General features: G+C 60.8%; 20 protein-coding genes and 1 pseudogene. 8 read left to right on the forward strand and 13 right to left on the reverse strand.

Features of this window, described 5'->3' with window-relative positions; all coding sequences use genetic code 11:
• Positions 1–290 precede the first annotated feature (290 nt).
• From fahA to VFU66_RS14385, 4 genes are all read left to right on the forward strand, one after another.
• Entirely contained in the window at positions 291–1,553 is a 1,263-nt protein-coding gene (fahA, locus tag VFU66_RS14370) for a fumarylacetoacetase (RefSeq protein WP_326446956.1), read from the forward strand.
• A gap of 27 nt (positions 1,554–1,580) precedes the next feature.
• A complete protein-coding gene (hppD, locus tag VFU66_RS14375) occupies positions 1,581–2,708 on the forward strand; it encodes a 4-hydroxyphenylpyruvate dioxygenase (RefSeq protein ID WP_326446957.1) in 1,128 nt (375 codons plus the stop codon).
• 36 nt (positions 2,709–2,744) lie between these two features.
• Entirely contained in the window at positions 2,745–3,722 is a 978-nt protein-coding gene (locus VFU66_RS14380; protein WP_326446958.1) for a family 43 glycosylhydrolase, read from the forward strand.
• A 634-nt stretch (positions 3,723–4,356) separates the two neighbouring features.
• Positions 4,357–5,250 carry a dimethylarginine dimethylaminohydrolase family protein gene (locus tag VFU66_RS14385; protein WP_326446959.1) on the forward strand — a complete coding sequence of 298 codons (894 nt, stop codon included), beginning with the start codon at positions 4,357–4,359 and terminating at the stop codon, positions 5,248–5,250.
• A 124-nt stretch (positions 5,251–5,374) separates the two neighbouring features.
• On the opposite strand, the gene VFU66_RS14390 is transcribed toward VFU66_RS14385, so the two are convergent.
• Both VFU66_RS14390 and VFU66_RS14395 read right to left on the reverse strand, forming a co-directional pair.
• Positions 5,375–6,202: a rhomboid family intramembrane serine protease gene (locus tag VFU66_RS14390; protein ID WP_326446960.1), complete on the reverse strand. Its 828-nt coding sequence runs from the start codon at positions 6,200–6,202 to the stop codon at positions 5,375–5,377.
• Positions 6,203–6,279: 77 nt separating this feature from the next.
• Positions 6,280–7,443 (reverse strand): DUF5715 family protein, encoded by a 1,164-nt coding sequence (locus VFU66_RS14395; protein WP_326446961.1) that lies wholly within the window; start codon positions 7,441–7,443, stop codon positions 6,280–6,282.
• 167 nt (positions 7,444–7,610) lie between these two features.
• Between VFU66_RS14395 and VFU66_RS14400 the strand changes: the two genes are divergently transcribed.
• On the forward strand, positions 7,611–8,027 hold the full coding sequence (locus tag VFU66_RS14400) for a c-type cytochrome domain-containing protein (RefSeq protein ID WP_326446962.1): 417 nt from the start codon (positions 7,611–7,613) through the stop codon (positions 8,025–8,027).
• A gap of 250 nt (positions 8,028–8,277) precedes the next feature.
• Positions 8,278–11,910 carry a TonB-dependent receptor gene (locus VFU66_RS14405; RefSeq protein ID WP_326446963.1) on the forward strand — a complete coding sequence of 1,211 codons (3,633 nt, stop codon included), beginning with the start codon at positions 8,278–8,280 and terminating at the stop codon, positions 11,908–11,910.
• A gap of 63 nt (positions 11,911–11,973) precedes the next feature.
• Here the strand turns inward: VFU66_RS14405 and nadD are convergent, their stop codons facing one another.
• The 4 genes from nadD to VFU66_RS14425 are packed head-to-tail and all read right to left on the reverse strand — an operon-like array spanning position 11,974 to position 17,958.
• A complete protein-coding gene (nadD, locus tag VFU66_RS14410) occupies positions 11,974–12,660 on the reverse strand; it encodes a nicotinate-nucleotide adenylyltransferase (protein ID WP_326446964.1) in 687 nt (228 codons plus the stop codon).
• The gene (gene aceB, locus VFU66_RS14415; RefSeq protein WP_326446965.1) at positions 12,660–14,258 is read right to left on the reverse strand and encodes a malate synthase A; all 1,599 of its coding nucleotides are present in this window, start codon (positions 14,256–14,258) and stop codon (positions 12,660–12,662) included. Before aceB ends, nadD begins: the two co-directional genes overlap by 1 nt.
• 11 nt (positions 14,259–14,269) lie before the next feature.
• Positions 14,270–15,058: a 2-keto-4-pentenoate hydratase gene (locus VFU66_RS14420; protein WP_326446966.1), complete on the reverse strand. Its 789-nt coding sequence runs from the start codon at positions 15,056–15,058 to the stop codon at positions 14,270–14,272.
• Between the two features lie 26 nt (positions 15,059–15,084).
• Complete coding sequence (locus tag VFU66_RS14425) at positions 15,085–17,958, reverse strand: PIG-L family deacetylase (RefSeq protein ID WP_326446967.1); 2,874 nt, start codon at positions 17,956–17,958, stop codon at positions 15,085–15,087.
• A gap of 157 nt (positions 17,959–18,115) precedes the next feature.
• On the opposite strand from VFU66_RS14425, the gene msrP reads away from it, so the two are divergent.
• Entirely contained in the window at positions 18,116–19,099 is a 984-nt protein-coding gene (gene msrP, locus VFU66_RS14430) for a protein-methionine-sulfoxide reductase catalytic subunit MsrP (protein ID WP_326446968.1), read from the forward strand.
• A 37-nt stretch (positions 19,100–19,136) separates the two neighbouring features.
• Here the strand turns inward: msrP and VFU66_RS14435 are convergent.
• Positions 19,137–19,883, reverse strand: a pseudogene (locus VFU66_RS14435) (YoaK family protein); the annotation flags it as partial.
• A gap of 82 nt (positions 19,884–19,965) precedes the next feature.
• On the opposite strand from VFU66_RS14435, the gene VFU66_RS14440 reads away from it, so the two are divergent.
• A complete protein-coding gene (locus VFU66_RS14440; protein WP_326446969.1) occupies positions 19,966–20,679 on the forward strand; it encodes a protein-methionine-sulfoxide reductase heme-binding subunit MsrQ in 714 nt (237 codons plus the stop codon).
• Between the two features lie 7 nt (positions 20,680–20,686).
• Here the strand turns inward: VFU66_RS14440 and pdxH are convergent, their stop codons facing one another.
• The 6 genes from pdxH to VFU66_RS15805 form a co-directional block, all read right to left on the reverse strand.
• Positions 20,687–21,283 (reverse strand): pyridoxamine 5'-phosphate oxidase, encoded by a 597-nt coding sequence (pdxH, locus tag VFU66_RS14445; RefSeq protein WP_326446970.1) that lies wholly within the window; start codon positions 21,281–21,283, stop codon positions 20,687–20,689.
• A gap of 29 nt (positions 21,284–21,312) precedes the next feature.
• Positions 21,313–22,041, reverse strand: a complete 729-nt coding sequence (locus VFU66_RS14450; RefSeq protein ID WP_326446971.1) for a PIG-L deacetylase family protein — start codon at positions 22,039–22,041, stop codon at positions 21,313–21,315.
• On the reverse strand, positions 22,032–22,790 hold the full coding sequence (rnhB, locus tag VFU66_RS14455; RefSeq protein ID WP_326446972.1) for a ribonuclease HII: 759 nt from the start codon (positions 22,788–22,790) through the stop codon (positions 22,032–22,034). The genes VFU66_RS14450 and rnhB overlap by 10 nt, the downstream gene beginning before the upstream one ends.
• Before the next feature lie 123 nt (positions 22,791–22,913).
• Positions 22,914–23,270 carry a 50S ribosomal protein L19 gene (rplS, locus tag VFU66_RS14460; protein WP_349256110.1) on the reverse strand — a complete coding sequence of 119 codons (357 nt, stop codon included), beginning with the start codon at positions 23,268–23,270 and terminating at the stop codon, positions 22,914–22,916.
• An 86-nt stretch (positions 23,271–23,356) separates the two neighbouring features.
• Positions 23,357–24,181, reverse strand: a complete 825-nt coding sequence (trmD, locus tag VFU66_RS14465; protein WP_326446973.1) for a tRNA (guanosine(37)-N1)-methyltransferase TrmD — start codon at positions 24,179–24,181, stop codon at positions 23,357–23,359.
• Between the two features lie 7 nt (positions 24,182–24,188).
• Positions 24,189–24,365 (reverse strand): hypothetical protein, encoded by a 177-nt coding sequence (locus VFU66_RS15805; protein ID WP_524536971.1) that lies wholly within the window; start codon positions 24,363–24,365, stop codon positions 24,189–24,191.
• Position 24,366: the final 1 nt, after the last annotated feature.

Consider the following 24,366-nt stretch of genomic DNA (forward strand, 5'->3'; position numbering starts at 1 on the left):
AGGGTGCTGAAAAAGTCAGTTTTGCTTAAGGGCACGGCTTCAGCCGTGCCGCTAACGCTGCAAAATCAACGCGGCTTTAGCCGCTGAGGTACGCTTTCTTCCCGGCGAGACACTTTTTCAGCACCCTCTGAAAGCCCGACACATAAATGTCTTTACACAAAGCCACCAAACCCTGTATTTCTAGGATTTTACAAAGAAACACCCCAAAATATAAGGACTTCTGGTATATAGTCCGAACCTAAGTCCTTTGTTAGAAGTATTTTGCACAAAAGATGGGGGAGGGGGTACCCATGAGACCGACGCAAAAAAGCTGGCTGCCCGAAGCCAACACCTTCCACCTGCCCTACGGAGCCTTCGAGGTCGAAGACACCCAGCACCTCTGCGTCGCCCTTGGTGCCCATCTCCTCGACCTCCACGCCGCAGCCGACCTCCTGCCCCCCACCCTGAAGGCCGTCTGCCAGGCCCCGGTCCTCAACCCCCTCATGTCACTCGGCCCGAAAGCCTGGACCCTGCTCCGCGAGAGTCTCACCCGACTGCTCAGCGCCAACTCGCCAAACCGCAAGAAAGCGGAAGCCGCTCTCCACTCCATCGCCGGAGCGACCCTCGTCAAACCCGTCCTTATCCCCAACTACACCGATTTCTACGCCTCCATCCACCACGCCACCCGCGTCGGCCGCCTCTTCCGCCCCAACCAGCCCCTGCTCCCCAACTACAAACACGTCCCCATCGGCTACCACGGGCGAGCCTCCTCCATCATCCCCGGCGGATTCCCGATCATCCGCCCCACAGGCCAGACGCGACCCGCCACCGAAGGTGCTCAACCGAACTTCGAACCGACGAAAGCCCTCGACTACGAACTCGAACTCGCCCTCTACATCGGCCAGCCCAACCCGCTCGGCACCCCCATCCCGATAGCGAAGGCGAGCCAACATATCTTCGGAGTCAGCCTCCTCAACGACTGGTCAGCCCGCGACCTCCAATCGTGGGAGTCCCAGCCTCTCGGCCCCTTCCTCAGCAAGAGCTTCAGCACCTCCGTCTCCCCGTGGATCACGCCGATGGCCGCCCTCGAACCCTACATGGTCCCGATGCACTCCCGCCCGAAGGACGATCCGAAGCCGCTCAAGTACCTCGCCTCCCGCACACAAATCCCGAACGTCAACCTCGAAGTCTCCATCACCACCGAGACCATGCGAGCCAACAGGCTCCCACCTTTTAGCCTCAGCCAGTCCAGCCTGCGCGACCTCTACTGGAGCCCTGCTCAGCTCATCGCCCACCACACCAGCAACGGCTGCAATCTCCAGACCGGCGACATGCTCGCCACCGGAACCATCTCCGGCCCAGCCGACTCCTCCGCAGGGTGCCTCCTCGAACTGACTCGCAACGGAGCCGAGCCCATCAAGCTGCCCACCGGCGAAGTCCGCTCCTTCCTCAGCGACGGCGACGAGATTATCCTCCGCGCCCACGCCAAAGCACCCGGCCAACCGCGACTCGATCTCGGCGAGTGCCGCGCCGCCATCCTCCCCGCCCGCCGCTGGCCAACCGTTTCCCGATAGGCTTATCCTCCGAGACAGGAGAACGCCATGGCAACTCAGGCCAACGTCTCAGGCGAGCAGCAAACCGCAGACTTCCTCCCACTCAAAGGAACCGACCACGTCGAGTTCTACGTCGGCAACGCGCGTCAGGCCGCCCACTTCTACCGAACCGCCTTCGGCATGTCGCTGGTCGCCTACGCAGGCCCGGAGACAGGCCGCCGCGACCGCGCCAGCTACGTTCTCCAGCAGGGAAAAGTCCGCTTCGTCCTCACCACCGCGCTCCGCACCGGCTCCGAGATCGCCGCCCACGTCAGCCGTCACGGCGACGGTGTCCGCGCCATCGCGCTCTGGGTCGATGACGCCCGCCAGTCGTGGCTCGAAACCACCCGCCGAGGCGCGCGCAGCGTCCAGGAGCCGACCGAGATCGCCGACGACCACGGCCGCGTGACCCTCGCCAGCATCGCCGCCTACGGAGACACGATCCACACCTTCGTCGAACGCGGCCACTACAACGGCCCCTTCCTGCCCGGCTACCAGCCCGTCGCCAACGACCCCGTCGCCCGCCCTGCCGGCCTGCTGCACATCGACCACATCGTCGGCAACGTAGGCTGGAACGCCATGAACGAGTGGGTGGACTTCTACCACAATGTGATGGGCTTCTCGCTCTATCAGCACTTCGACGACCGCGACATCTCGACCGAGTACTCCGCGCTGATGTCGAAGGTGATGGCCAACGGCAACGGCTACGTGAAGTTTCCCATCAACGAGCCGGCCGAAGGCCGCCGCAAATCGCAGATCGAAGAGTACCTCGACTTCTACGGCGGGCCTGGCGTCCAGCACATTGCGCTGGCCACCGGCGACATCCTCCACACCGTCTCGCAGATGAAGCAGCAGGGCGTCGATTTCCTCACCGTGCCCCACACCTACTACACCGAGCTGCAAGGCCGCGTCGGCAAGATTGACGAGCCCATCGAAGAACTCGAACGCCTCGGCATCCTGGTGGACCGCGACGACGAAGGCTACATGCTTCAGATTTTCACCCGCCCTGTCGAAGACCGCCCCACCGTCTTCTACGAGATCATCCAGCGCAAAGGCAGCCGCAGCTTCGGCAAAGGCAACTTCAAGGCGCTGTTTGAAGCCATCGAGCGCGAACAGGCGCTGCGCGGAAACCTATAGATGGTCAAGCTGACGACTCTCTGATAAAAAGGCCCAGTGCGCATCCGAATTTTTCTTCTCATAGCCGTTCTCTGCCTTCCTGCGATCAGTTTTGCCGCCACGCCCATCAAGCCCGGAGCCGTCTGGCTCGACAACCGCGGCAAGCAGATTCAGGCTCATGGCGGAGGCATCCTGAGAGTAGGTAACACCTTCTACTGGTTCGGTGAGGACCGCACGCAGGGACTCGATCCGGACAAACGCTACGTTGCCTGCTACTCCTCGAAGGACCTGACGCACTGGACCTTTCGCAATCAGGTGCTCAAGCTCGCTGCTCCGGCAGACCTCGGTCCCAGGCTGGTCCTTGAGCGTCCCAAGGTCTTCTACAACGCGAAGACGAAGAAGTACGTGATGTACATGCACCTCGACAACGGCCACTACAGCGCGGCCCGCGTGGGTGTGGCAGTCAGCGATACGGTGGACGGCGATTACAAATACGTCAAGAGTTTCCGCCCGCTCGGCATGGAGAGCCGCGACATCGGCCAGTTCGTCGATGACGACGGCTCCGCGTATCTCATCTTCGAGACGCGCCCGACGCGGAGCTTTGTCATTGCAAAACTTTCGGACGACTATTTGAGCGTCGAAAAGCAGATGAGTATCGTCCACACCTCGCTTGAAGGCGGCGCGCTCGTTCACTACAACGGTTTGTATTATGTCATCGGCTCTCACCTGAGTGGATGGAAGCCGAACCCGAATGTCTATGCCACCGCCCCGACGCTCGAAGGCCCTTGGACGGAGTTCCAGAACATTGCTCCGCCGGAGACCAATACGTATGATTCGCAATCAAGCATGTTGTTGAAGGTAGTCGGCAAGAAATCAACCGTGGTCATCTTCATGGCCGACCAGTGGAAGCCCGGCACGCTCTGGGATTCGCGCTATCTCTGGATGCCGCTTGAGATCGGTGATGGAAAGATGCATTTGCCGACGCCGAAGCCGTGGACGATCAACGTGAAGAAGGGCACTGTGGCTTATCAATAGACTTAGGGAAGCTCTGATTAAGTATCGGAGGGCCACGGAATGAATCGGCGCAGAAAAGAAATGCGGGGATTCTTCGCTGCGCTCAGAATGACGGATCAAAAATCGGAGACTTAATCAGAGGTTTCTTAGGGAGGGTCTGTTTAAGTCCTCAAGCATTCCCTCAGCGGCTAAACAGGCTGCGGAAAAACTCGCTGCTGTAGCAAAAATGCACCTCAGGGGCTAAAGAGGGTGATGAAGAAGTGTCTCGCCGGGAAGAAAGCGTACCTCAGCGGCTAAAGCCGCGTTGATTTTGCAGCGTTAGCGGCACGGCTGAAGCCGTGCCCTTAAGCAAAACGGAGTTTTTCTACAGCCTGTAAAGCCGCGTTTGATTGGGAGGATTTACGGCGTGACTGAAGTCGAGCCCCTTCAAAGCAAGGACTGATTCAGAGCTTTCTTAAGCATTTTTCCTGAAACTGAGTTTGGTGCAACCGAAATGGAAGACGCAGATTCCCTGCGGGTGTGACAACAAAAAACGGGAGCGAGACGCCTTGCTTTCAGTGCATCTATATGCACTAAAGCCCGTATAATCATTCATATAGACACATGTATCCGCGGTCTGTCAGGCTCGTCTTAGAAGCACTCGAAGGAGAGTCTGATGAGCACGCAGCCAATCCAACGCGCAACCGAGGTCCCATTTTCCAGGTATGAGCCGGAGGCTGTCCGGCCCACCTGCCTGATGTGTTCGCCTCGGCTTTACGACGTGAACTATGTCATCAATCCCTGGATGGCGGGCAACGTCCACGGTTCTTCACGCGCGCGTGCGGCGGAGCAGTGGCAGTGTCTCTACGATGCCGTGAGCAGCGTCGCCGAAGTTGTGCTCGTTGAGCCGCAGCCCGGCTCGCCCGACATGGTCTTTACGGCCAATGCGGGACTGGAACGCAACGGCATTGTGGCGCTCAGCAGCTTCTTCCATCCTGAGCGTCAGGGCGAAGAGCGGCATTTCCGCCGCTGGTTTCTTCAGGCTGGCTATACCGTCATCGACATTCCTCGCTCGACGCCGTTTGAGGGCGAAGGCGACGCACTGTTTGCCATCGATGGCTCGCGTCTGTGGGCGGGGCATGGACCGCGCACGACGGCGGCCAGTCATCGCGCTCTCCGGGAGGCGTGGCGCGTGGACGTGACTCCGCTGCACCTCATCGACCCGCGTTTCTACCACCTCGATACTTGCTTCGCCCCGCTTGCGGACGGCAGCGCGATGTATTTTCCGGAGGCGTTTGATCGTGTCTCCGTTGAGCGGATCGAAGCGTTCTATCAGGCGGACAAGCGCATCGCGCTCGCTGAAGAGGATGCGGTCCGGTTTGCCGCGAACGCCATCAGCGTGGGCAGCACGATTATCCTTAACGAGATCAGCAGGGAACTGAAGAGGCGGCTTGAGGCGCGCGGCTTCCGCGTGATCGAGGTGCAGCTTGGTGAGTTTCTGAAGGCAGGCGGCGCGGCCAAGTGTCTGGTGATGCGGCTGAGCAAACCGAGGGTGGGTGTGCGCAACTAGAGCATCTTCCCTGAAGTAGTTCGGTGCGGTCCGAAGCGAAACGCAGATTCCCTTCGGGAATGACAGACAAATCAGGATGTAGTCGCAAGGACTATATCTTCAGGGGAAATGGCCTGGGCTGGCTTTAGTTCATCCAGCGTTTGTCGTTTGGATCTTTGCGCAGCTCATCGGGGTCGATGTAGCGTCCGTCTTTGTCGAAGTGGACCTCGCGGTTCTGCTTGCGCATGTAGACCTCGAACTTGCGGGCGGCGCGGCGGCGCTTCCAGCGGTAGTAGCCGTTGCGCAGGCCGAAGTACTGCTCAGAGAACCCGAAGGCAAGGCCGCGGCGCGGGGCGAAGCGGGTGAAGAGAAAGCCAGCAGCTATGCCTGAGAGATCGAGCAGCGCGCCGAAGGTGTCTGCCTGCTTCAGCAGGAGCGCAACCTCGATCAGGATGAAGATGGCCACCATGTACTTGGCCTTGAGGCGCAGCACGAACCAGAGGTAGAACTCCTGGTCGCCGAAGAGCATGGCGACGGCGATCATCAGGCCTGAGATGCCTGCCCATGCGCCTCCGCCGATGTCTTCTGGTCTGAGACCGAGCACGCGCGTGTAGGAGAGGGCCGAGGCAAGCACAGCGGCGCCGATGGCCGATGTGGCGTAAAGTTCCCAGAGCCAGCGCGAGCCGCGAACCTCTTCGAGCAGATAGCCGACAAACCAGAGCGTGAGCATGGCGAAGAGGATGCTCAGCACACCTTCGTTGATGATGGAGTAGGTGAGGAGCTGCCAGACTTCGCCGCGCATGACCAACAGCGGCACCAGCATGAAGTGGCTGAGCAGCAGCATGGTGAAGGCGGGAGCGAGCCAGTGCAGAAGCGCCAGCACGAAGAAGACGGCGAGGTTCGCCACGATAATGCCGCGCGTGGCGCCGGAGAACGACGGCAGACTCAGCGAGATGGGGCCGGAGCGGGGCATGGCAGTGCAGACTCTATTTCATCACAGCAGCGGGGTTGCTGCGCGTCGGTGATCCAGAGGGCTGTGAGAGATGAGAGTTAGCGGATGGCCGTTGCCAGGGCGGCTTCGGTGCTGCGCGTTGCCGCGATGCTGCGGCGCGGGACGGCGTTGTTGGGAACGTAGTTCTTGTAAACGCTGATGTGAAAGCAGGATTGCTTGAACTCTTCTTCCACGTCGATCCGGCCTTCCTGCACCAGCGGCAGCAGATAGCCGCGCATCCAGGCGATCTCGGTGCGGGAGAGGCCGTGTTTGGCCAGATCAACTGCCTGTCCGGTCAGGTGAGGCGAGGCCGTATCACCGTCTGCCGGGGCGGCGTTGCCGTTGATGCGCATCAGGTGCTCCTGAAACTCGACCGTGCGCACGGCGGAGTTGACCTGGAGCGGCGTGTGGAAGCGAGCGTAGTGTGCCCGGGCAAGATTGGCCAGGAAGCGAGCCGTCCACGGGCGGCAGTAGCGGCGATTCTCCGGGAGACGTTCGTCCACATGCAGCGTGCTGTTCATGGGCAGCGACACCAGCAGCCCTTCGCTGCGCATGTGGTCGAGGTCCGCATCGTCCTGAATGCGCGTGAGCCCGTCGCGGTCGGCGACCTCGTTCTGGCGAACGAGGATCTCGTGGGAGCCGCGCAGAGGCGGGGGGATAATGAGCCGTCCGCGCTTGTTGTACAGCACAACCGGCGTCGCGACCGGCGTGGGAATGGTTGCCTCGGTCGTGCGGGGCGGCTCAGCCTTCTGTCTAGTGCGGCTGGTGACGGGGATGGCCCTGGCTGCCCGTCGGCTGCGCGAGCGACGTCGGGGGCTGCGGGCCTCCGCGTGGGCGTCTTCGCGGGTCTTATCGAGTGCGGGTGTGTGGGCCTTTGAGGTCTCCGCCGTGGCGGCGCGGATGAAGTCGTTGGAGGTCGCCTCGCCGGTGGCTGCGCCCGCGGTCTCGTTCGAGGGTGCGCGCTTTGCGGTCATCGTGCTGGTGCGGTGAAGGTGATGTCCTGTGGCAGACCGTGAGCTGCTGACGTGCACAGCCTTGGGCTGTGACCGGCGATGGCGCGTGGCGCGAACGCTTGTGGCGTGGGTGGCCTTGCTGTGAGAGTGGTGGACGCTGGTCGAATGCGATGCCGAGTGGGCGCGGTGTCGCGTCGTCTTGGCAAGAACGGTGACGGGCAGAAGGAACAGGACTGCAAGCGCCAGCAGGGCCGGGATGGAAGCGTTCATACGCATCGTCGATGTCGAAGGCGCGGAACGCCAGAGCAGTTCCTATCTTATAGAGACCCGGCGGGGAGGTGAAAGTAATCATCAGGGTTCCATATACTGATAGTTAACAGACCCTTGATACTGATAGTTAACAGACCCTTGGGCTGATGGTTAACAACGGAGAATGGATGAGGCGGATTGTCGCGGGCGTAAGTGTATTGATTGCAGCGTGGGTGGTGTGGGGGTTGCAGGGAGGAAGGGTTGAGGCGTCAGATAACGCGGCGACGCCGGAGTTTTACACGACCCAGGTGCAGCCTATTCTGCGCGCAAACTGCTACCGCTGCCATGGAGGCTTCAATCACCGGGGCGGTCTGAGCCTCCAGACACGCGCCGGGATGCTCAAGGGCGGACATGACGGCCCGGTGCTGGTTCCTGGCGATCCGGCAAAGAGCCTGCTCGTGCGGCTGATCCGGCATGAAGGCCCGGCGAACGACCCCATGCCGATGCCGCCGAAGTCGCCGAAGATCTCGGACGCGGACATCGCCATCATTAGCCGTTGGGTGCAGGCCGGGGCCATCATGCCCGCTGATGCGGCTCAACCTTAGGGAATGTTCTGAATCGGTGGGCGGTAAGCGTTATCCGGCTATTGACGGCGATTTTTAAGAAAATTGGGTAGACGGAAGCTATGGGGTGTGATTCAATCTGATAACGCTACCTGATAGCGCAATCACTAACGTTAGCGGTGACGTAGTCGACATGTCGATTCTGCGCCGTCGTGTGTGAATTTGAATACTTTCGCGAGGAATATCTGTGATACGAGTGAAGGCAAGCAGCAAGACAAACAGGATGTGGTTCATGGGTCTGTGTGCCGTGCTGGCGGTGATGTTTGGTGCCGCCGCGTTGGTGGCGCAGGTGGACACCGGCGGTGTAACCGGAACGGTGCGAGATGCCACAGGAGCCGTTGTGAGCGGCGCTTCGGTGGTGCTGACGAACGATGCGACAGGCGTTCCGGCAACGACGGTTTCGACCTCGACAGGGACGTATGTCTTTGACGCGGTGCGTCCAGGAACCTATACGATCCGCTGCGAGGCCAACGGGTTCCAGAAGTATGTGACACGCGGCCTGGATATCCACGTCCAGAAGACCCTGACGGTCGATATTTCGCTGGTTGCGGGCAATGTGTCGCAGCAGGTAACGGTAACGGCAGCGGCACCGCTGTTGCAGGCCGAAGATGCGGCCATAGGCCAGACAATCGGCACGCAGACGGTGAACAACCTACCCCTGAACGGGCGCAACTGGGTCTCGCTGGCGCAGCTCTCGGCGGGCGTTTCGACGGCCCCGATTGGCCAGCCAACCGGTGGTGCGGGTACGACCGACAGCGCGTTTTACGCGGTAAATGGCGTCAATATGTGGCAGAACGACATCCGGCTGAACGGCATCAACAACAACATCGAGGTCTACGGCGGCGCTTCGGTGGGCAGCGACGCGGCCATCACTCCTCCGCCTGACGCGATCCAGGAGTTCAACCAGCAGAACGGCAACTTCAGCGCGGAGTTCGGCCACTCGACCGGCGGCATTGTGAACGCCGCCATCAAGAGCGGCACGAACCGCCTGCACGGCGACCTGTGGGAGTATCTGCGCAACGACGCGCTGAATACGAACGATTATTTTTCCAAGCAGGCGGGCAAACCTGTGCCAGAGCTACGCCAGAACCAGTTTGGCGGAACGATTGGCGGCCCGGTTGTGATTCCGCACCTGTACAACGGTCACGATAAGACGTTCTTCTTCTTCGACTATCAGGGTGGCAGGGTCGTGAATGGTGCGCCTGCGACCCGCACGGTGCCGACAGCCCTGATGCAGAGCAGCGGCTTTACTAACCTACAGGACCTGATTACGGGCAACAGTGGAACGCGAACCGATGCTCTCGGTCGAGTATTTCCTCTGGGTACAGTGCTTGACCCAGCGACGACGCGGCAGATTGGGCCGCACCAGGTGGACACGATTACAGGGCTGCCCAATAACAGTGGCAACACGATCTATGTGCGCGATCCGTTCTATTCGGGAAGCCTTGCGGGCAAGACGAACTTTACGGGTTCCGTGTCGCAACTTAACGTTCTTCCGGCTTCTCGCCTGGACCAGAACGCGATTAAACTGCTCAATCTGTACCCTGCTGCAACCAGAGGCGGATTTGCGAACGACTTCTTCTTCACGCCGAAGCAGAGCTCGAAGTCAAACTCCTACGACATCAGGATCGACGAGAACCTGAGCCCGAAGGACATTCTGTTTGCCGTCTACGACAGGAGCTATATCACGAACATCGTTCCGGGCAACCTGCCGGGACTGGCCGTGGGACAAGGCGGCGCGCGCAATGACAGCTTCCCTGCGTATGCGTTTGCCGTGGGTTACACGCGCGTCTTCACGCCGACTCTGACCAACGAGATGCACGTCGGCATGACGCACGCCGGCAAGTATCAGAAGTCGATCTACGGAGACACGTTCGGCATTCCGGCGCAGTACGGGATTCAGGGCATTCCGCAGGTGCAATACAACGGCGGCCTGCCTCCAATTAACATCAGTGGATTGACGGGACTCGGTGTGGGCAACTACACGCCGACTATCCAGACGGTGTACAGCATTGAAGGCTCGGACAATGTCACCAAGGTCTTCCGCAACCATACGTTCAAGACCGGCATTCAGGTGGACAGCCTTGAGGGCGACATCTCGCAGCCTCCGCAGGGGCGAGGGAACTTCACGTTCAACGGGCAGTTTTCTGACATTCCCAACCACGGCTCCGGCCAGACCGGAATGGCGGACCTGTTGTTGACGCCGATCGCTTCGACGGTTCCGGGCGGCTCGCTGACCGGAGGCGGCGTGGATAATCTGGGAGGGTTGAGCACCTTCTCCGGATCGAACATCGTCACGACCCGCGATCATCGCTGGTACACCGGCGCGTACTTCCAGGACGACTGGAAGGTGACGCCGACGCTGACGCTGAATCTGGGTCTGCGCTGGGACTACTTCACTCCCTATGCGGAGGTCTCGGGCCGGCAGGCGAACTTTATCGCCGACGGCGGCAACGGCGCGACGGGCACGTATTACATCTCAGATAAGGGATGTAAGGTGCCTCGCTCGGCTGGATTTGATGCGTTGTTGCAGTCGAGCGGCATCGCGATCAAATGCGTTCCCGGGCTGACGCTGGGCAACGCGCAGAACACGAACTTTGCCCCGAGGATTGGCTTTGCCTATCGCATTACGCCGACGCTGGTGGTGCGCGGAGGCTATGGCACGGCCTACGGTGCGCTGGGCAACCTGGGCTACGGCGGAACGCTGGGCACGAACTATCCGTTCCTCTATCAGGTCACGTTCAACGCGCCGACCTCGCAGCAGGCACTTCAACTCTCCAACGGTCAGACAGCCACGCTTGCAAACACGTTCACCACGATCGATCTACAGGACCCGACGATTGCCAGCGGCAAAGGCGTGAACCTGTATGGACGGCAGTACGACTTCAAGACGCCGTACATCCAGACGATGAATCTGACCGTGCAGGACCAGTTCACCAACCACGACTCGATTCAGATCGGGTATGTGGGGACGCTGGGCCGGCATCTGGACAACCTGGCCGGGCACAACTCGTTGAACAAGATCCTGCCGGTGGGTATGAACGTGCAAGCCAACGTTCCGTACCCGAACTTCCCGGTCGGCACCACCTATGAGACCACGGACGCGGTGAGCAGCTATCAGTCCATGCAGACCACCTACGAGCATCAGATGAACTTCGGGCTGACGCTGCTGGCCAACTACACCTATAGCAAATGTATGTCGGACCAGAAGACGCAGGCGAAGGGCACGCCGAACTACCGGGCGCAGTGGTTGCCGGGCTTTGGCATCCACGGCGATTACGCGCTGTGCGATGTCGATGCGGCACACATTGTTCACGTCTCCGGTAGTTATGAGCTGCCGGTCGGCCGTGGCAAGATGCTGCTGGGCAGCTCGAACCGGGTCGTCGATGCAGTTCTCGGCGGATGGTCGGTGAACTACATCTATGGCTACCAGAGCGGACAGCCGTTCAACCTTGGCTGCCCGATCGGTACAACGTCGGGCTTTGGTTGCAACGCGAATGTGGTTCACGGAGTGGATATGTACGCCGGTCAACACAACGCGAGCCAGTGGCTGAACCCGTCGGCATTCGTCAACCCCGCGGCTGCTACCGCAATCGGCCAGACGGACTATTCACCGCTGGGCGGCGAAGGAATGCAGGCGCGCGGACCCGGGATGAGCAACCTGGACTCGTCGATCTTCAAGGAGTTCCACGTGAACGAGCAGACGCGGTTCCAGTTCCGGGCGGAGGCATTCAACACCTTCAACTCGACTGAACTTGCAAACCCCGGTTCGCTGGACTTCACCAACGTGAAAAATTTCGCCAAGATTACGGGATTGAGGAATGGTTCACGTGTTCTGCAGCTTGCCCTCAAGCTGTATTACTAACAACTCGCCGAACACTCGGCAGAAAGGCCCCTTCGTGGGGCCTTTCTTTTGTGTGGAAGGGATTCAGCGTTGCGCTGTGCCGTAGAGATGATGCGTCTGAATGTACGCGAGAACTTCAGGAAGAATGAGGCCGGTGAGGGAGTCGCCGGATGCGAGACGTCGCCTGAGGCTGGTGGCTGAGATGTCTTCCTCGACTGTCTTCAGAAGATGGACACGGGCGCGCTGCTTCGGAGTGAGGCGAAGCGCGTCGAGGTCGTCGAGCGAAAAATGAGGTCGACTGACGACGATCCACTCCGCGAGCTCCAGAAGCCGGTCGGGATCGCGCCAGTGGGGCAGGTCAAGGAAGCTGTCGGCACCGGCCAGGTTGAAGAGAGCAGCGCCGGGATGCAGCGCGCGGAGACGGGCGAGCGTATCGACGGTGTAGTTCGGAGTGCCGTCTGGAGTTGGCGCGTCAATCTCTGACGCTTCGAATCTGCGGTCGCCCGCGCAGGCAAGCGCGACCATGGCGAGCCGGTCTGCGAAAGAGGCGGGATGGTCCTGTTTGAGCGGTTGGCGTCCGACCGGCGCGAAGAGGACGCGCTCGAGGTGAAATGCGTCAGCGGCCGCTCGGGCAATGGCGAGATGGCCCCGGTGGGGCGGGTCGAACGTGCCGCCGAAGAGCGCGATGCGCATGTGGATATTGTCTCGCGTTTGCCACCCTGAAACCGGATGAACGTGCGCATCCGGCAGCCTGCCGGAGCGTGGGCCCATTAGAGACCGGCAGCCATGACCCGCGCGTATGCCGGGATGGTCAGGAACTCCTGAAAGTGCGGCGCCTTAACTAACTCGCGCATCAGAAACGCTGCGTGTTTGTAAGCCTCGAAACGCGCGGCGTCCACGCGAATCTCCGCCATCGCCAGCTCGCGGTCGATCTCGCTTTCGACCAGTTCTGCCGTCACGCGTCTTCCGTCTTCGAGATGCGCGTGATGATGTACCCACTGCCACAACTGCGCGCGGCTGATCTCTGCCGTGGCCGCGTCCTCCATCAGATTGAACAGCGGCACGCAGCCGATGCCGCGCAGCCACGCCTCCAGATAGCCCAGTCCAACGGCGACGTTCTGCCGCAGTCCCGCCTCGGTGATGGAGCCATCGGGGACCTTCAGCAGGTCGTCCGCCGTCGCATGAAAATCCGGCAACTGCTTGTCGATCTGGTTCGGTTGCGGCATGACGCGGTTGAAGACCTCGAGCGCGACAGGCACAAGCCCGGGGTGTGCGACCCAGGTGCCGTCGTGTCCGTCGGTGGCCTCGCGTTCTTTATCGGCCTGCACCTGCGCGAGCGCGGTCTCGTTCGCAACCGGGTCGCTCTTGATGGGAATGTAGGCGCTCATGCCGCCCATTGCGCTCACGCCTCGGCGGTGGCATGTCTTGATGCACAGCTTCGAGTAACTGCGCATGAAATGCGTCGTCATCGTGACCTGCCCACGGTCGGGCAGCAGCACGCCGTCGTTGCCGGAGAACTTTTTGATGAAGCTGAAGATGTAATCCCACCGTCCGCAGTTCAATCCGGCGGAGTGCTCGCGCAACTCCCACAGGATCTCGTCCATCTCGAACGTGGCGAGGATGGTCTCGATCAACACCGTGGCCTTGATCGAACCCGGTTTCAGTCCTAAATCTTTTTCGGCTTTTACGAAGACATCGTTCCACAGCCGGGCTTCGAGATGGCTCTCCATCTTCGGCAAGTAGAAGTAGGGTCCTGAGCCGCGCGCGAGCAATTCTTTCGCGTTGTGAAAGGCATACAGGCCGAAGTCCCACAGCGAACCCGACATCGGCTCGCCGTCTACTGTGACGTGCCGCTCGTCGAGATGCCATCCCCGCGCGCGCACAAACAGTACGGCCGGATTTTCCTTGAGCGCATACTGCTTGCCGCTCGCCGGATCGGAGAAGGTGATCGTGCGCCGCACAGCGTCCTGAAGATTAGCCTGCCCGTCGATGACGTTCTCCCACGTCGGCGTGGTTGAGTCTTCGAAGTCAGCCATGTAGACCTTCGCGCCGCTGTTCAGCGCATTGATGATCATCTTGCGATCCACCGGGCCCGTAATCTCGACGCGACGGTCGAGCAGGTCCTGGGGCAGAGGAGCGACCGTCCACTCGCTCTCGCGGATAGCTTTGGTTTCGGGCAGAAAATCCGGACGCTCGCCTGCATCGAGCCTTGCCTGCCGCGCCGTGCGCGCCGCCAGCAGTTCTTTGCGCCGTGCGTTGAATGCCCGTTGCAGCCCGACGACAAATGCCGTGGCCTCTGGAGTCAGCACCTCGGCTGCACGTGCCGATTCCGGAGCGACTATCTCAACACCATCACCCAACTTCGCCATCCGTCTGTCCTTTATTTGCCGAACCGCAGTTGGGCTTTACCTGCCGTTGAAAACGTCGCATCCACACCTGCGCCGGCGAATGCCTGCTCCAGACCGGTCCAGCTTCCGGTGGTAATCCAGTCGCCTTTTTTCAGGCCGCCGGTTCGAGAAGCGCCTTCGTTCGCAAGCCAGGGCAGCAGCCGCAGGAGATCGCCCGAGGTGTTGGAGCCGGTCCTCTCAGTGCGCACCGAGCCATCGATCGCCAGAGTGATCTTCTCTTTGGTGAAATCGATCTTCTGCCAATCCGGCACAGCATTGCCGAAGACAAATCCGCCGTGGATCTGTAGGTCGGCGATCATGGAGAGCCGCGATACTTCGAGCGGTGCGATGAAGGCGGTCTCAATCACCTCAATCGCAGGGTGGCAGCTTTCAATCGCCGCCAGCACCTCTTCGCGCGTATACGGCGTGTCGCGCGGAGGCAGATCGTCGCCCATCAGAAACGCGATCTCCGCCTCGATGCCGCGAAAGCGATGGGTGATGCCGCGCAACTCGCATCCAGTGCATGACATCCAGTTCAGCGGCATGGGCGCGAACATCGGCGTCGCGTCAGCGGATGGGGCGCCGACCTTCCATCCGCCAATGTCGTCATAGGCCCAGGCCAGTCTGTCCTGAATGAAGTAGGCCTCATCCAGAGTCGTTGGCCGAACATCCGCGGGAAGATCGGGGATGGGGGTGTTGGTCCTGCGGGCATCGAGCAGCATGTCCGCTGCACTCATCAGTTGTCGTTGCTGCGCGCCGTTAATCATGCGAACAGTTTGCACCAACCTGCGTGTTCTCGCAATGTGCGCTATTTCGCTGTGGGGATTGTCGTGCCGCGTGCTGGAGCGCGGCCCAGGCTCAGCAGGTTGGCAAACAGTCGGTAAGCTCCGGGAACGCCTTCCGGCAACTCGCGGTAGAGAGCGTAAGCCATGTAGACGTAGACTCCCTTACCCGTTCGCGCCACCAGCAGGCCGCCCTTCTGTGGGTCCTGACCGGGGTCGTGCGTCTCCAGCAGGGCGTCGTAGTGCGGGTCCCAGGATTCAATGAATCCGTGCCCGCGCTCCTCGTACCAGTTGTCGAAGTCGCGTTCGGTGATGCGGTTTGGCCACGTCAGCGCGGGGCTGTCCGGCTGGAGCAGCTTCACCGGAGCGGTTTCGTCCACCACGCGCTCGCCGTTGCCGCCAAGGGTCAAAGGATACGGGCCGAAGTTGTGGTCGAACTGGCTGGAGTTGTACTGCACAATCACCACGCCTCCCGCTTTTGCGTAGGCAAGGAGTTGAGCATTTGCCGCGGCGAGGTCTGGATGCGCCGCGTAGGCGCGCACGCCAAGCACGATGACATCAAAGTGACTCAGCCTGCCCGCTGTGATGTCGGACATTGATAACGTGGTCGCGTAGACGCCGATGTTTTCAAGTGATGCCTGCACCTCGTCACCTGTTCCAGGCAGATAGCCCACGCGCAGTGCGCGTCTGCCGGGAGCGGTTGCCACCGTTACATCGACTCCGCGCGCCCGATACGTTGCCGGGCGATAAAGATTCGCAGGTAGCAGACCCGCATAGCCCACGGTCTTGTAGCCTTCGCGGTACTCCTCGCCCGCATAGGTTGCAACTGCCGTCATGGTGTAGGCCGTCTCTGTCATCTTGCTCGGCGTGACGACGAAGGGCACGTCCACCGCGTCGCCGTCCTTCGGTAACGAGAACTCCGCAGTCGCCGGATTCGCAGACCACCCGGAGGGAAGCTCCAGCCGCACCGTTCCGCGCGCCACACCTTTCACGTTGCTGCGAACATGCGCCGTGACGGTCAAGGTCTTCTCTGTCAGGGGCACGACGCCTGCAGCGGGAGACACCGAAACCGAAATTGCAGGAGCCACCACCAGCGGCTCGTACACGGTGCCTTGCCCGGTCACGCGATGGAGTGTCTGCACCTCCTCGCCCAACTTGATGTCCACGCCGTCGTAGTTCACGGTGGCCCACGCCGTTAGCGGAGGCAGGGCGAGCGAAGCGTTGCGCATTGCCGGATTGGCAATGTCGTAGTAGTTCTGTTCATCGTTTGGGCGAGTAAACGGGGGTCGCGTGACCCCGGCATGCTCCGGCAGCTTCACAGTGAAGCGCACGTCACGTGCGGCGTTCGCGGTCAGCGCGGTGTCCGTATTGCCAGCGGCGTCCGACTGCTGTGTCTGCGCTCCGATGGGTGAATCGAGTGCGACCGATTTCAACACCACCTTCTCGCCGCTTCCATTGGCGACGTGTACCCGAACGCCGAAGGTCTGGCCCGGTATTGCCGTCACGAACGTATCGCCGCCGTCGCCGAACCGAGCAAACGGTCCTCCGCCATCGGTGCCGGACGTGACCTGCGCGCGCAGGCTCAGGCCAAGCGCCTCGACCAGCGCATCGTTGAACTGCACATGCTTGACGCGCAGCTCGTGCAGCACGTTGTACTTTTCCTGCGCCGAGATTCCGCTGGATTCCACCTTGGCGATCAGCGCATCGGTAGCCTTGAGGCCATCGCGCAGGAAAGGAGCCGTCTTCTCGGGAGCCGCGATGGAGTACGTTGCAACTGCCTGCTCGACCAGTCCGTCGATCTTCTCCAAGTCCTGTCGCAGAAAACTTTTCTCATCGGGAGCGAGCGTTGCAATGCCAGTGAGCGACGTGTCGATGCCGTCGAAGAAACTCTTTTCCTCGTCGCCTGTCTGCACGCGCGAACCGTAGCGGTGATACGCCGAATCGAACTCACCTGCGGCCGGAACGCCCATGCCGCCGTTCTGCGTCTTCTGCAAACCCAGGCCCAGGCGCGCGAATTGCAGATAGCTCATGCCCAGCACGGGGCTGTAGTCGCCCTCGTGGATGACGACGTTCGGCTTCGGCGACTCGTTCGACCACTCTTTTGTCACATAGTTGTAAAACCGCGCAGGGGCCCATCTCCCCGTTGCGTAATCGAACATGCCCTTCGACGAGACTCGGAACAGCGGCGCGCGTGCGTAAACCTTCAGCGGGTTCCACGGCATCAGCCCCGCCGCAATCTGGTCTGGAAAGACGCTGGGATCGCCCGCAGCGTTGAAGACCTCCTGTGCCATCTCACCCGAGACCTGGTGCTGTCCGTGCCCGTCAGTAACACCGCCCTCGAAGACGCTCGTTACGACCAGTGGCCTATAGAGCCGCACCGCGCGCACTGCGTCGTACAGGACGCGCTCGTGGCCCCAGTTCTTCAGGCTCTCTTCTTTTGTCTTCGAGAAGCCGAAGTCCACTACCGATCCCCACATCTGATCGACGCCCATGTAGCGGTCCGCTGCCAGCAGCTCTTGTGTGCGCACCAGTCCCAGCGCGCCGTCGAAGTCGCCCGACATCAGGTTCTGGCCGCCTTCGCCGCGAGTGAGCGTCAGCATGGCCACGTGCGCGCCTTGTCCGCGCACCTCGTAGGTCAGCATTCCGCCGTCTTCGTCGTCGGGATGGGCGACCACCATCATCAGGCTCGCTCGCGTGCGCAGCTTTTGCAGGCTCTGCCACAGGGCCACAGCGCCTTCATTGGCCGCGACTCTGCGAACAGTGACGGCGGGGCGAATCTGCTCTCCGGCAAGGTTCGCCGGATCGCGTTCGGCCGGTGTTCTGTTCTGACCACTCGCTGTCACAACGGCGAGCGCGAGCCCGCCTACCCAAAACCTGCCCAACTTCCGCATGGTAGCCATCTATATCCAATCTATCGAATCTCTTCCATCGTAACTGCCTTCTATTCGATGAAATAGCCCATCCAGGGGCTCCGGGAAAGCGTACTGTAACCATAGAGCGGTTCGTGAGTCATACCGAATAGCAGTAGTTTGCAGCAGGAAAGGACAGGTCAGCACGATGCTTCTCCGCAAGTCCAGCAGCGCCGATGTACCCTCCTCCGAGATTACGCCGCAGCACGCCTACGAGCGGTTCCGTCTGGACCGTCGCAGCTTCCTTGGCGGGGCCGCGGCCCTGGGAGCAGCCGCCATCGCCGGCTCCAGGCTCAAGTCCATCCTCGATCCCGAGACCGAGGCGCACGCTGCCGCCGAACTCCAGACCGTCCCCGGTAAATACACCACCAGCGAGACGCAGACGCCCTTCAATAAAGCCACAAACTACAACAACTTTTACGAGTTCGGCGTCGAGAAGGATCAGCCCGCCAAGAATGCTCACACGCTCCAGACCCGCCCCTGGACCATTCAGGTGACGGGTATGGTGAAAAAGCCCCTCACCATCGACATCGACACGCTGCTTAAATACCGGCCCATCGAAAACCGCGTCTACCGCCACCGCTGCGTCGAGGCGTGGTCGATGGTCATCCCATGGGATGGCTACTCGCTCTCCGAACTAATCAACTTCTGTCAGCCTCTTCCCGGGGCGAAGTACGTTCAGTTTCTCTCCGACCTGAACCGCAAGCAGATGCCGGAGCTTCCCAGCGGCTTCGATTGGCCTTACTCCGAAGGCCTGCGCATGGACGAGGCGATGAACCCGCTCACGCTGCTCACCTTCGGCTGCTACGGACAGGTGCTGCCCAACCAGAACGGCGCGCCAGTCCGTGTCATTGTGCCGTGGAAGTACGGCTTCAAGAGCGGCAAGTCGATCGTCAAACTCCACTTCACCAATAAAGAGCCGCACACGCTGTGGAACGACATGGCCCCGAATGAATATGGGTTCTACTCGAACGTCAACCCGCACGTGGATCATCCGCGCTGGTCGCAGGCGCACGAACGTCGCATCGACACCAGTTTCATCCCCCGCACCATCCCTACGCAGATGTTCAACGGCTACTCCGGCCAGGTCGCAAGCATGTACGCCGGCATGGACCTTAAAAAGAACTACTGAGGTATCGAGCTACATTCGCTATATGCAATCGTACTCACCAAATCTTTATCTTTCGCAGGTCATCTGTCACAGGGACCGCGGCCAACACAAGAAGAATCGTCGCCAGCGGCAGGGTAATTACAAACCCGGCATACTCGAACCCGATGGCGCCTGTTATGCCGCCGATAACAAACAAGCCGACCAGCGAAGTCAACAACCAGAGATTATCCCGGTCGGCCCGTACCTCTTCACTCCCGGGATGCGTTCCTCGGTTCCAATAGATCAGCCTACCCAGCTCAATGCCGATGTCGGTCACCATGCCTGTGACGTGCGTCGTGCGAATCTCTTTCTGAGAGATCTTCGTGATGATGGCATTCTGCAATCCCATCGTGAAGCACAGCAGCCCTACGGTGGCCGAGACCAGCAGCCAATGGTGCTCTTCAAACCGCCTGCCCATGATGCCAAAGCAGGCCAGCAACGCAGCCTCCAGGAACAGGGGAAATGCGTATTCGCTTTGCATCTGCCTGCGCCGGCCCCAGTTCACCAGCACCGCGGTGCAGGCTGCTCCGGCTACAAACGCCAGTATCGAACTCAGTCCCGCTGCTGCCGGCATCAGAGCGGCTGTTGCAAGATGGTTTGCCATCGCGGAGGTTATGCCGGACATGTGCGAGCTGTATTGCCGCGTCGCTACAAATCCTCCGGCATCTGTGGCTCCTGCGACAAAAGCAAGAAAGCGGGCCAGTTGCCGGTTGGCGGCATGGCTCCTGTCCTTTCCAGTCAATCGGCGAAGATAGGGAACAGGCATAGTCTCAAGGTTCTATCATCGCAGGGGTGCATCTCTCTGCACAACACCACGCAGTTACGCCGCTCTATTTTCAGTTGAAGCCATGCCAAAAAGCGCCATCATCACCCTCAAACTTCTGGTCCATCTTCTGTGCCTCGCGCCGTTTCTGTGGTTGCTGCACTTCTACACAACCGGCGCACTCGCGTTGAACCCGGATCCGGTCAACTACATCACGCACTTCACGGGCAACTGGACGCTTTACATCCTGCTCGCGTGCCTGGCCATCACTCCGATTCGGCGGCTCTCGCCAAAAATCGCGTGGCTTGTGCGCTTTCGCCGCCTCATCGGACTATATGCGTTCTTCTACGCCACGCTCCATCTTGCGACGTATGTCTTTCTCTTCTCCGGATATGACCTGCCTTCGGCCATCAACAGCCTGCGTGCAGGCCATCCCGGCGACCTCGTCACCGAGTGGCTGCAGATCTGGCCCGGCATCCTCGACGACCTCCTGAAGCGTCGCTTCATTCAGGTCGGGCTCTTCGCCTGGCTCTGTCTCTTTCTGCTTGCAGTCACGTCGCCGGCTTTCATTATGCGCGCGATGGGGGGCAAAAACTGGCGGCGTCTCCACTACCTTATCTATGCCGCAGCGATCGCAGGAGTCATTCATTTCTGGTGGCTGGTCAAGGCAGGTGTCCGCACGCCCTGGAAGGACACGGCTGTTCTCGGCGTGCTGCTGCTGGCGCGCGTTGTCTATGTTGCGTTGAAGAAGCGTCAGGCCAAACCCGCCTCCACGAGGGTGGAGCATTCCGCCCGTTAGCAGAGCGTCACGGATACAGCCGTTCCTTCACCCAGCCGTCGCCTGCGCGCACAAACAGGAAGCGATCGTGCAGGCGCGCGACGCCATTGATCCAGAACTCCACGCGCTCCGGCCGAAGCACGTATCCCTTCCAAAAGTCCGGTCGCGGAACTTCTCCCGGATACTTCGTCCCAAACTCGCGCACGCGCGACTCCAGCACCTCGCGGCTGGCGAGTACGCGGCTCTGCGCGGAAGCGAGCGCGCTGAGTTGGCTCATCCGGGTGCGCGTGTGAAAGTAAGCATCCGCTTCGGCGCCGGGAATCTCCGTCACCGTGCCCTCAACGCGCACCTGCCGTCGCAGACTCTTCCAGTGAAAGCACATCGCTGCACGCGGGTTCTGCCGAAGCTCGCGGCCCTTCCGGCTCTCCGCGTTAGTAAAGAAGCAAAATCCACGTTCGTCGATGCGCTTCACCAGAACCATGCGAACGCTCGGTACGCCGCTTGTCGTGGCCGTGGCCAACGCCGCCGCGTTCGGGTCATTCAGTTCTGCCCCCTCGGCATCGCTCAGCCATACACTGAACAAGGCAATCGGGTCGCTGGCCGTCTCTGCTCCGAAGTCTTCCATAGCATTCACGCAAGGTAAGGGAAGCGCGACTACGCCAGCCCTTCAAACAAGTCCGTCATCTGTCGCGCCGGCTCAGGCTCTGCAGCCGCAACCAGCGTATAGAACTCCTCGACGCCAAACTTTTCAAACTCCGTTTTGGTCTGCTCCACCAGCGGCATCTGCGATGTATGCAGGCGAAATGCGGCAGCTTTTTTCTGCTGCACGGAGCGTATGTCCAGATTTACCGTCCATGGAATCGGCTTCGGCGGAAAGCGTCCTGCCAGAAAGAAGTTCGTGCTGACATGGAACAGACGCTGCGCCTGATGTACCGCACCCTTGTCGGGATACCGCTTCGTCTGTCCGCTCCAGTGAAACGCCGAGGTCGCAAGCGCCGAGACCATCATGTGATCCGGATGTGTATTCAGCCCGCCGTCGCCGCCAAACGTAATCACGACATCCGGGCGATATTGACGCATCCGCTCTACTAGCCGCCCGGCTGCCTCGGAGAAGTTCACAAACTCCAGCCGCGCGTCGTGGTAGTCGAGTAGTTCGTGGCGTGCAACGCCCAACGCCTCACACGACGCGGCAAACTCCGTGCGCCGCATCGCTCCCAGCTCTTCGCCCGACTTCGCATCGCCGCGATAGCTGCCCGCCTGCCCATCCGTTAGGCAGAGCACGTAGGTCTCGATCCCGCGCTCGGCGGCCAATGCCAGCGCGCCGCCAAAGGCAAAGCACTCATCGTCCGGGTGCGCTACAACACACATCAGCTTCAGTCCCACTCACCTGTCTCCATGTCGTTAAATAGTAGGTTCGATACAGCCTGCTCTCCCAGTATCGCCTGCTGGAGTGTGGCGCGTACCGGCGCAAAGGTCTTCCTGTGCAGCGCCGTCGGCCCGAACTCTCGCAGGGCACGCCGATGCTCTGCCGTCCCATAGCCTTTGTGCGAAGCCAGCCCGTACCCCGGATGCGCTTCGTCCAGCTTCCGCATCAACGCATCCCGATACACTTTCGCAACCACGGAGGCCGCCGCAATCGAAAGGCTAAGCGCATCGCCGTAGATCAGTTTCGTCTGGCTGCACGGATGGTCGAGCCGCATCGCATCGATCAGCAGATGGTCAGGCTCAACCGCCAGTCCCTGCACCGCCGCGTGCATGACCATCCGGGTCGCCTGATAGATGTTCACCTGGTCGATCGTCGCGGCGTCTACCTCGGCCACGGAGACCGCAAGCGCCATTCCTCGGACCAGCGCATCCAGCTCTTCACGAGCCTCGCGAGGCAGTTGCTTCGAGTCCTTCAAGCCCGCCTCGGCCAGCGTGTCCATGCACTCGGGCAGAATTACGGCCGCGGCCACGACAGGCCCGAACAACGCGCCGCGTCCGACCTCGTCGACGCCGGCGATGCGCACGAATCCCCGGAGCCTGAGCGCCTGCTCCGGAGCGTCGCTGCACACCAGTTGCTTCAGCATCCGCTGCTTTGCGGTCGCTGGCGAGACTGGTTTCGATGTGCGTGTCGTAAGAGTGGGGGCCATGCTCTTCAGCATCGAGTGTATAACTCGCCACGCAGTGAACCGGAAAGGTATGGGGCAGAAAAGCGCCGGACAGGAAAAGCCACGACCGAAGCCGTGGCCTTTTTGCAAGAAAACGGAATGGATTTAGCTGGCGCGCTCGACCTCGCGCAGACGGGCGGCCTTGCCGCGCAGACCGCGCAGGTAGAAGAGCTTCGAGCGGCGGACCTGGTAGGAGCGAATCTTCTCGACCTTATCGACCACCTTCGAGTTGTACGGGAAGATGCGTTCGACGCCCTGGCCGAAGCTCATCTTACGGACGGTAAAGGTGCCTTGCGGGCCTTTGCGGCTGGCAATCACGATGCCCTCGAAAGCCTGCAGCCGCTCCTTCTCGCCTTCGCGGATCTTCACTTGAACGCGAACGGTGTCGCCAGGGGCAAACTCGGGGAGATCGGTCCGCGCAACCTTGGCGGCCAGCTTCTGCATAATTGGATGAATGGACATGACAGGAACTTTCTTGGGTTTAGACTCGACTTCCAGTGTACACGAAATCGCGTAATTTGTGGCCTATCTTGCGGTAAATACGCCCTTCATGCCTCCATACCCAGCTCAAACCGCAGCTCGTCGAGCGTCTCGCGGTCCTCATCGCTCATGGCAATTTTGTCCAGCAGATCAGGCCGGTTCATCAGCGTCTTCCTGAGCGCCATCCGTCGCCGCCACTGCCGAATCGTCTCGTGATTACCGCCCAGCAGGGGATCCGGAATCGAGACCCCGCGAAACTCCGCCGGCCGCGTGTAGTGCGGATAGTCCAGCAGACCTCCCGCTCCGTAGGTCGAGCGTGGCGGCCCGTCTCCAGTGCTGGAGTCTATTCCTGCGTCCTCAGCACCAAAGCTCTCAAAACGCGACGAGTCCGGGTTGCCCAGCACACCCGGCAGCAGTCGGACAACTGCATCCACAATTACCGCCGCCCCCAGTTCTCCGCCCGAGAGCACGTAGTCGCCGATCGAAAGTTCGCGGTCGCACAGCATCTCGTTCACCCGCTCATCGACGCCCTCGTATCGTCCGCAGATCAACACCACGCGCTCCGCCGAGGCCAGCTCGTGTGCGACTGCCTGCGTGAATGGCCGCCCCTGTGGCGAAAGCAGGACCACGGTTTCCTTCGCAATGTCGCGCTCTGTTTTGGGAGTAATGCTCAGCGACTCAATCGCATCAAAGATTGGCTCCGGTTTCAGCACCATGCCTTCGCCGCCGCCAAAAGGACGGTCATCCACGGTGCGGTGCCGGTCGTGGGTAAAGTCGCGCAGGTCGCGCAAGCCGATCTCCACCAGCCCGTTGGCAATGGCGCGCTTCACCACTCCGTGACCAAAGATGCCGCCAAAAAATTCAGGAAAAATCGTGATGATGTCGAAGCGCATGGCTGTACTATTCGTTCTCGCGGCGCTCGCTCATCTCCCGCCGCTCCTCGTCCGTCATGGGAGCGTTGATGTCGAGCAGGCCCTCGGGAAGCCGCATTTCGATGCGCTTCCTCGCAACATCCATCCTAATCAGATATTCCTTCGCAAAGGGAACCAGCGCCTCTTCGCCGCCCGGAGTCTTCACC

This window comes from Edaphobacter sp. (genome assembly GCF_035763405.1).
GTDB lineage: Bacteria > Acidobacteriota > Terriglobia > Terriglobales > Acidobacteriaceae > Edaphobacter.

What these genes read in the sequence shown, in the direction of transcription:
- VFU66_RS14400 (WP_326446962.1), top strand. Translation starts at nt 7,611, where the DNA reads ATGAGGCGGATTGTCGCGGGCGTAAGTGTATTGATTGCAGCGTGGGTG.
- VFU66_RS14385 (WP_326446959.1), top strand. Translation starts at nt 4,357, where the DNA reads ATGAGCACGCAGCCAATCCAACGCGCAACCGAGGTCCCATTTTCCAGG.
- rplS (WP_349256110.1), bottom strand. Translation starts at nt 23,270, where the DNA reads ATGTCCATTCATCCAATTATGCAGAAGCTGGCCGCCAAGGTTGCGCGG.
- VFU66_RS14390 (WP_326446960.1), bottom strand. Translation starts at nt 6,202, where the DNA reads ATGCCCCGCTCCGGCCCCATCTCGCTGAGTCTGCCGTCGTTCTCCGGC.
- pdxH (WP_326446970.1), bottom strand. Translation starts at nt 21,283, where the DNA reads ATGGAAGACTTCGGAGCAGAGACGGCCAGCGACCCGATTGCCTTGTTC.
- VFU66_RS14395 (WP_326446961.1), bottom strand. Translation starts at nt 7,443, where the DNA reads ATGAACGCTTCCATCCCGGCCCTGCTGGCGCTTGCAGTCCTGTTCCTT.
- hppD (WP_326446957.1), top strand. Translation starts at nt 1,581, where the DNA reads ATGGCAACTCAGGCCAACGTCTCAGGCGAGCAGCAAACCGCAGACTTC.
- VFU66_RS14405 (WP_326446963.1), top strand. Translation starts at nt 8,278, where the DNA reads ATGGGTCTGTGTGCCGTGCTGGCGGTGATGTTTGGTGCCGCCGCGTTG.
- nadD (WP_326446964.1), bottom strand. Translation starts at nt 12,660, where the DNA reads ATGGGCCCACGCTCCGGCAGGCTGCCGGATGCGCACGTTCATCCGGTT.
- msrP (WP_326446968.1), top strand. Translation starts at nt 18,116, where the DNA reads ATGCTTCTCCGCAAGTCCAGCAGCGCCGATGTACCCTCCTCCGAGATT.
- VFU66_RS14440 (WP_326446969.1), top strand. Translation starts at nt 19,966, where the DNA reads ATGCCAAAAAGCGCCATCATCACCCTCAAACTTCTGGTCCATCTTCTG.
- rnhB (WP_326446972.1), bottom strand. Translation starts at nt 22,790, where the DNA reads ATGGCCCCCACTCTTACGACACGCACATCGAAACCAGTCTCGCCAGCG.
- VFU66_RS14425 (WP_326446967.1), bottom strand. Translation starts at nt 17,958, where the DNA reads ATGGCTACCATGCGGAAGTTGGGCAGGTTTTGGGTAGGCGGGCTCGCG.
- aceB (WP_326446965.1), bottom strand. Translation starts at nt 14,258, where the DNA reads ATGGCGAAGTTGGGTGATGGTGTTGAGATAGTCGCTCCGGAATCGGCA.
- fahA (WP_326446956.1), top strand. Translation starts at nt 291, where the DNA reads ATGAGACCGACGCAAAAAAGCTGGCTGCCCGAAGCCAACACCTTCCAC.
- trmD (WP_326446973.1), bottom strand. Translation starts at nt 24,181, where the DNA reads ATGCGCTTCGACATCATCACGATTTTTCCTGAATTTTTTGGCGGCATC.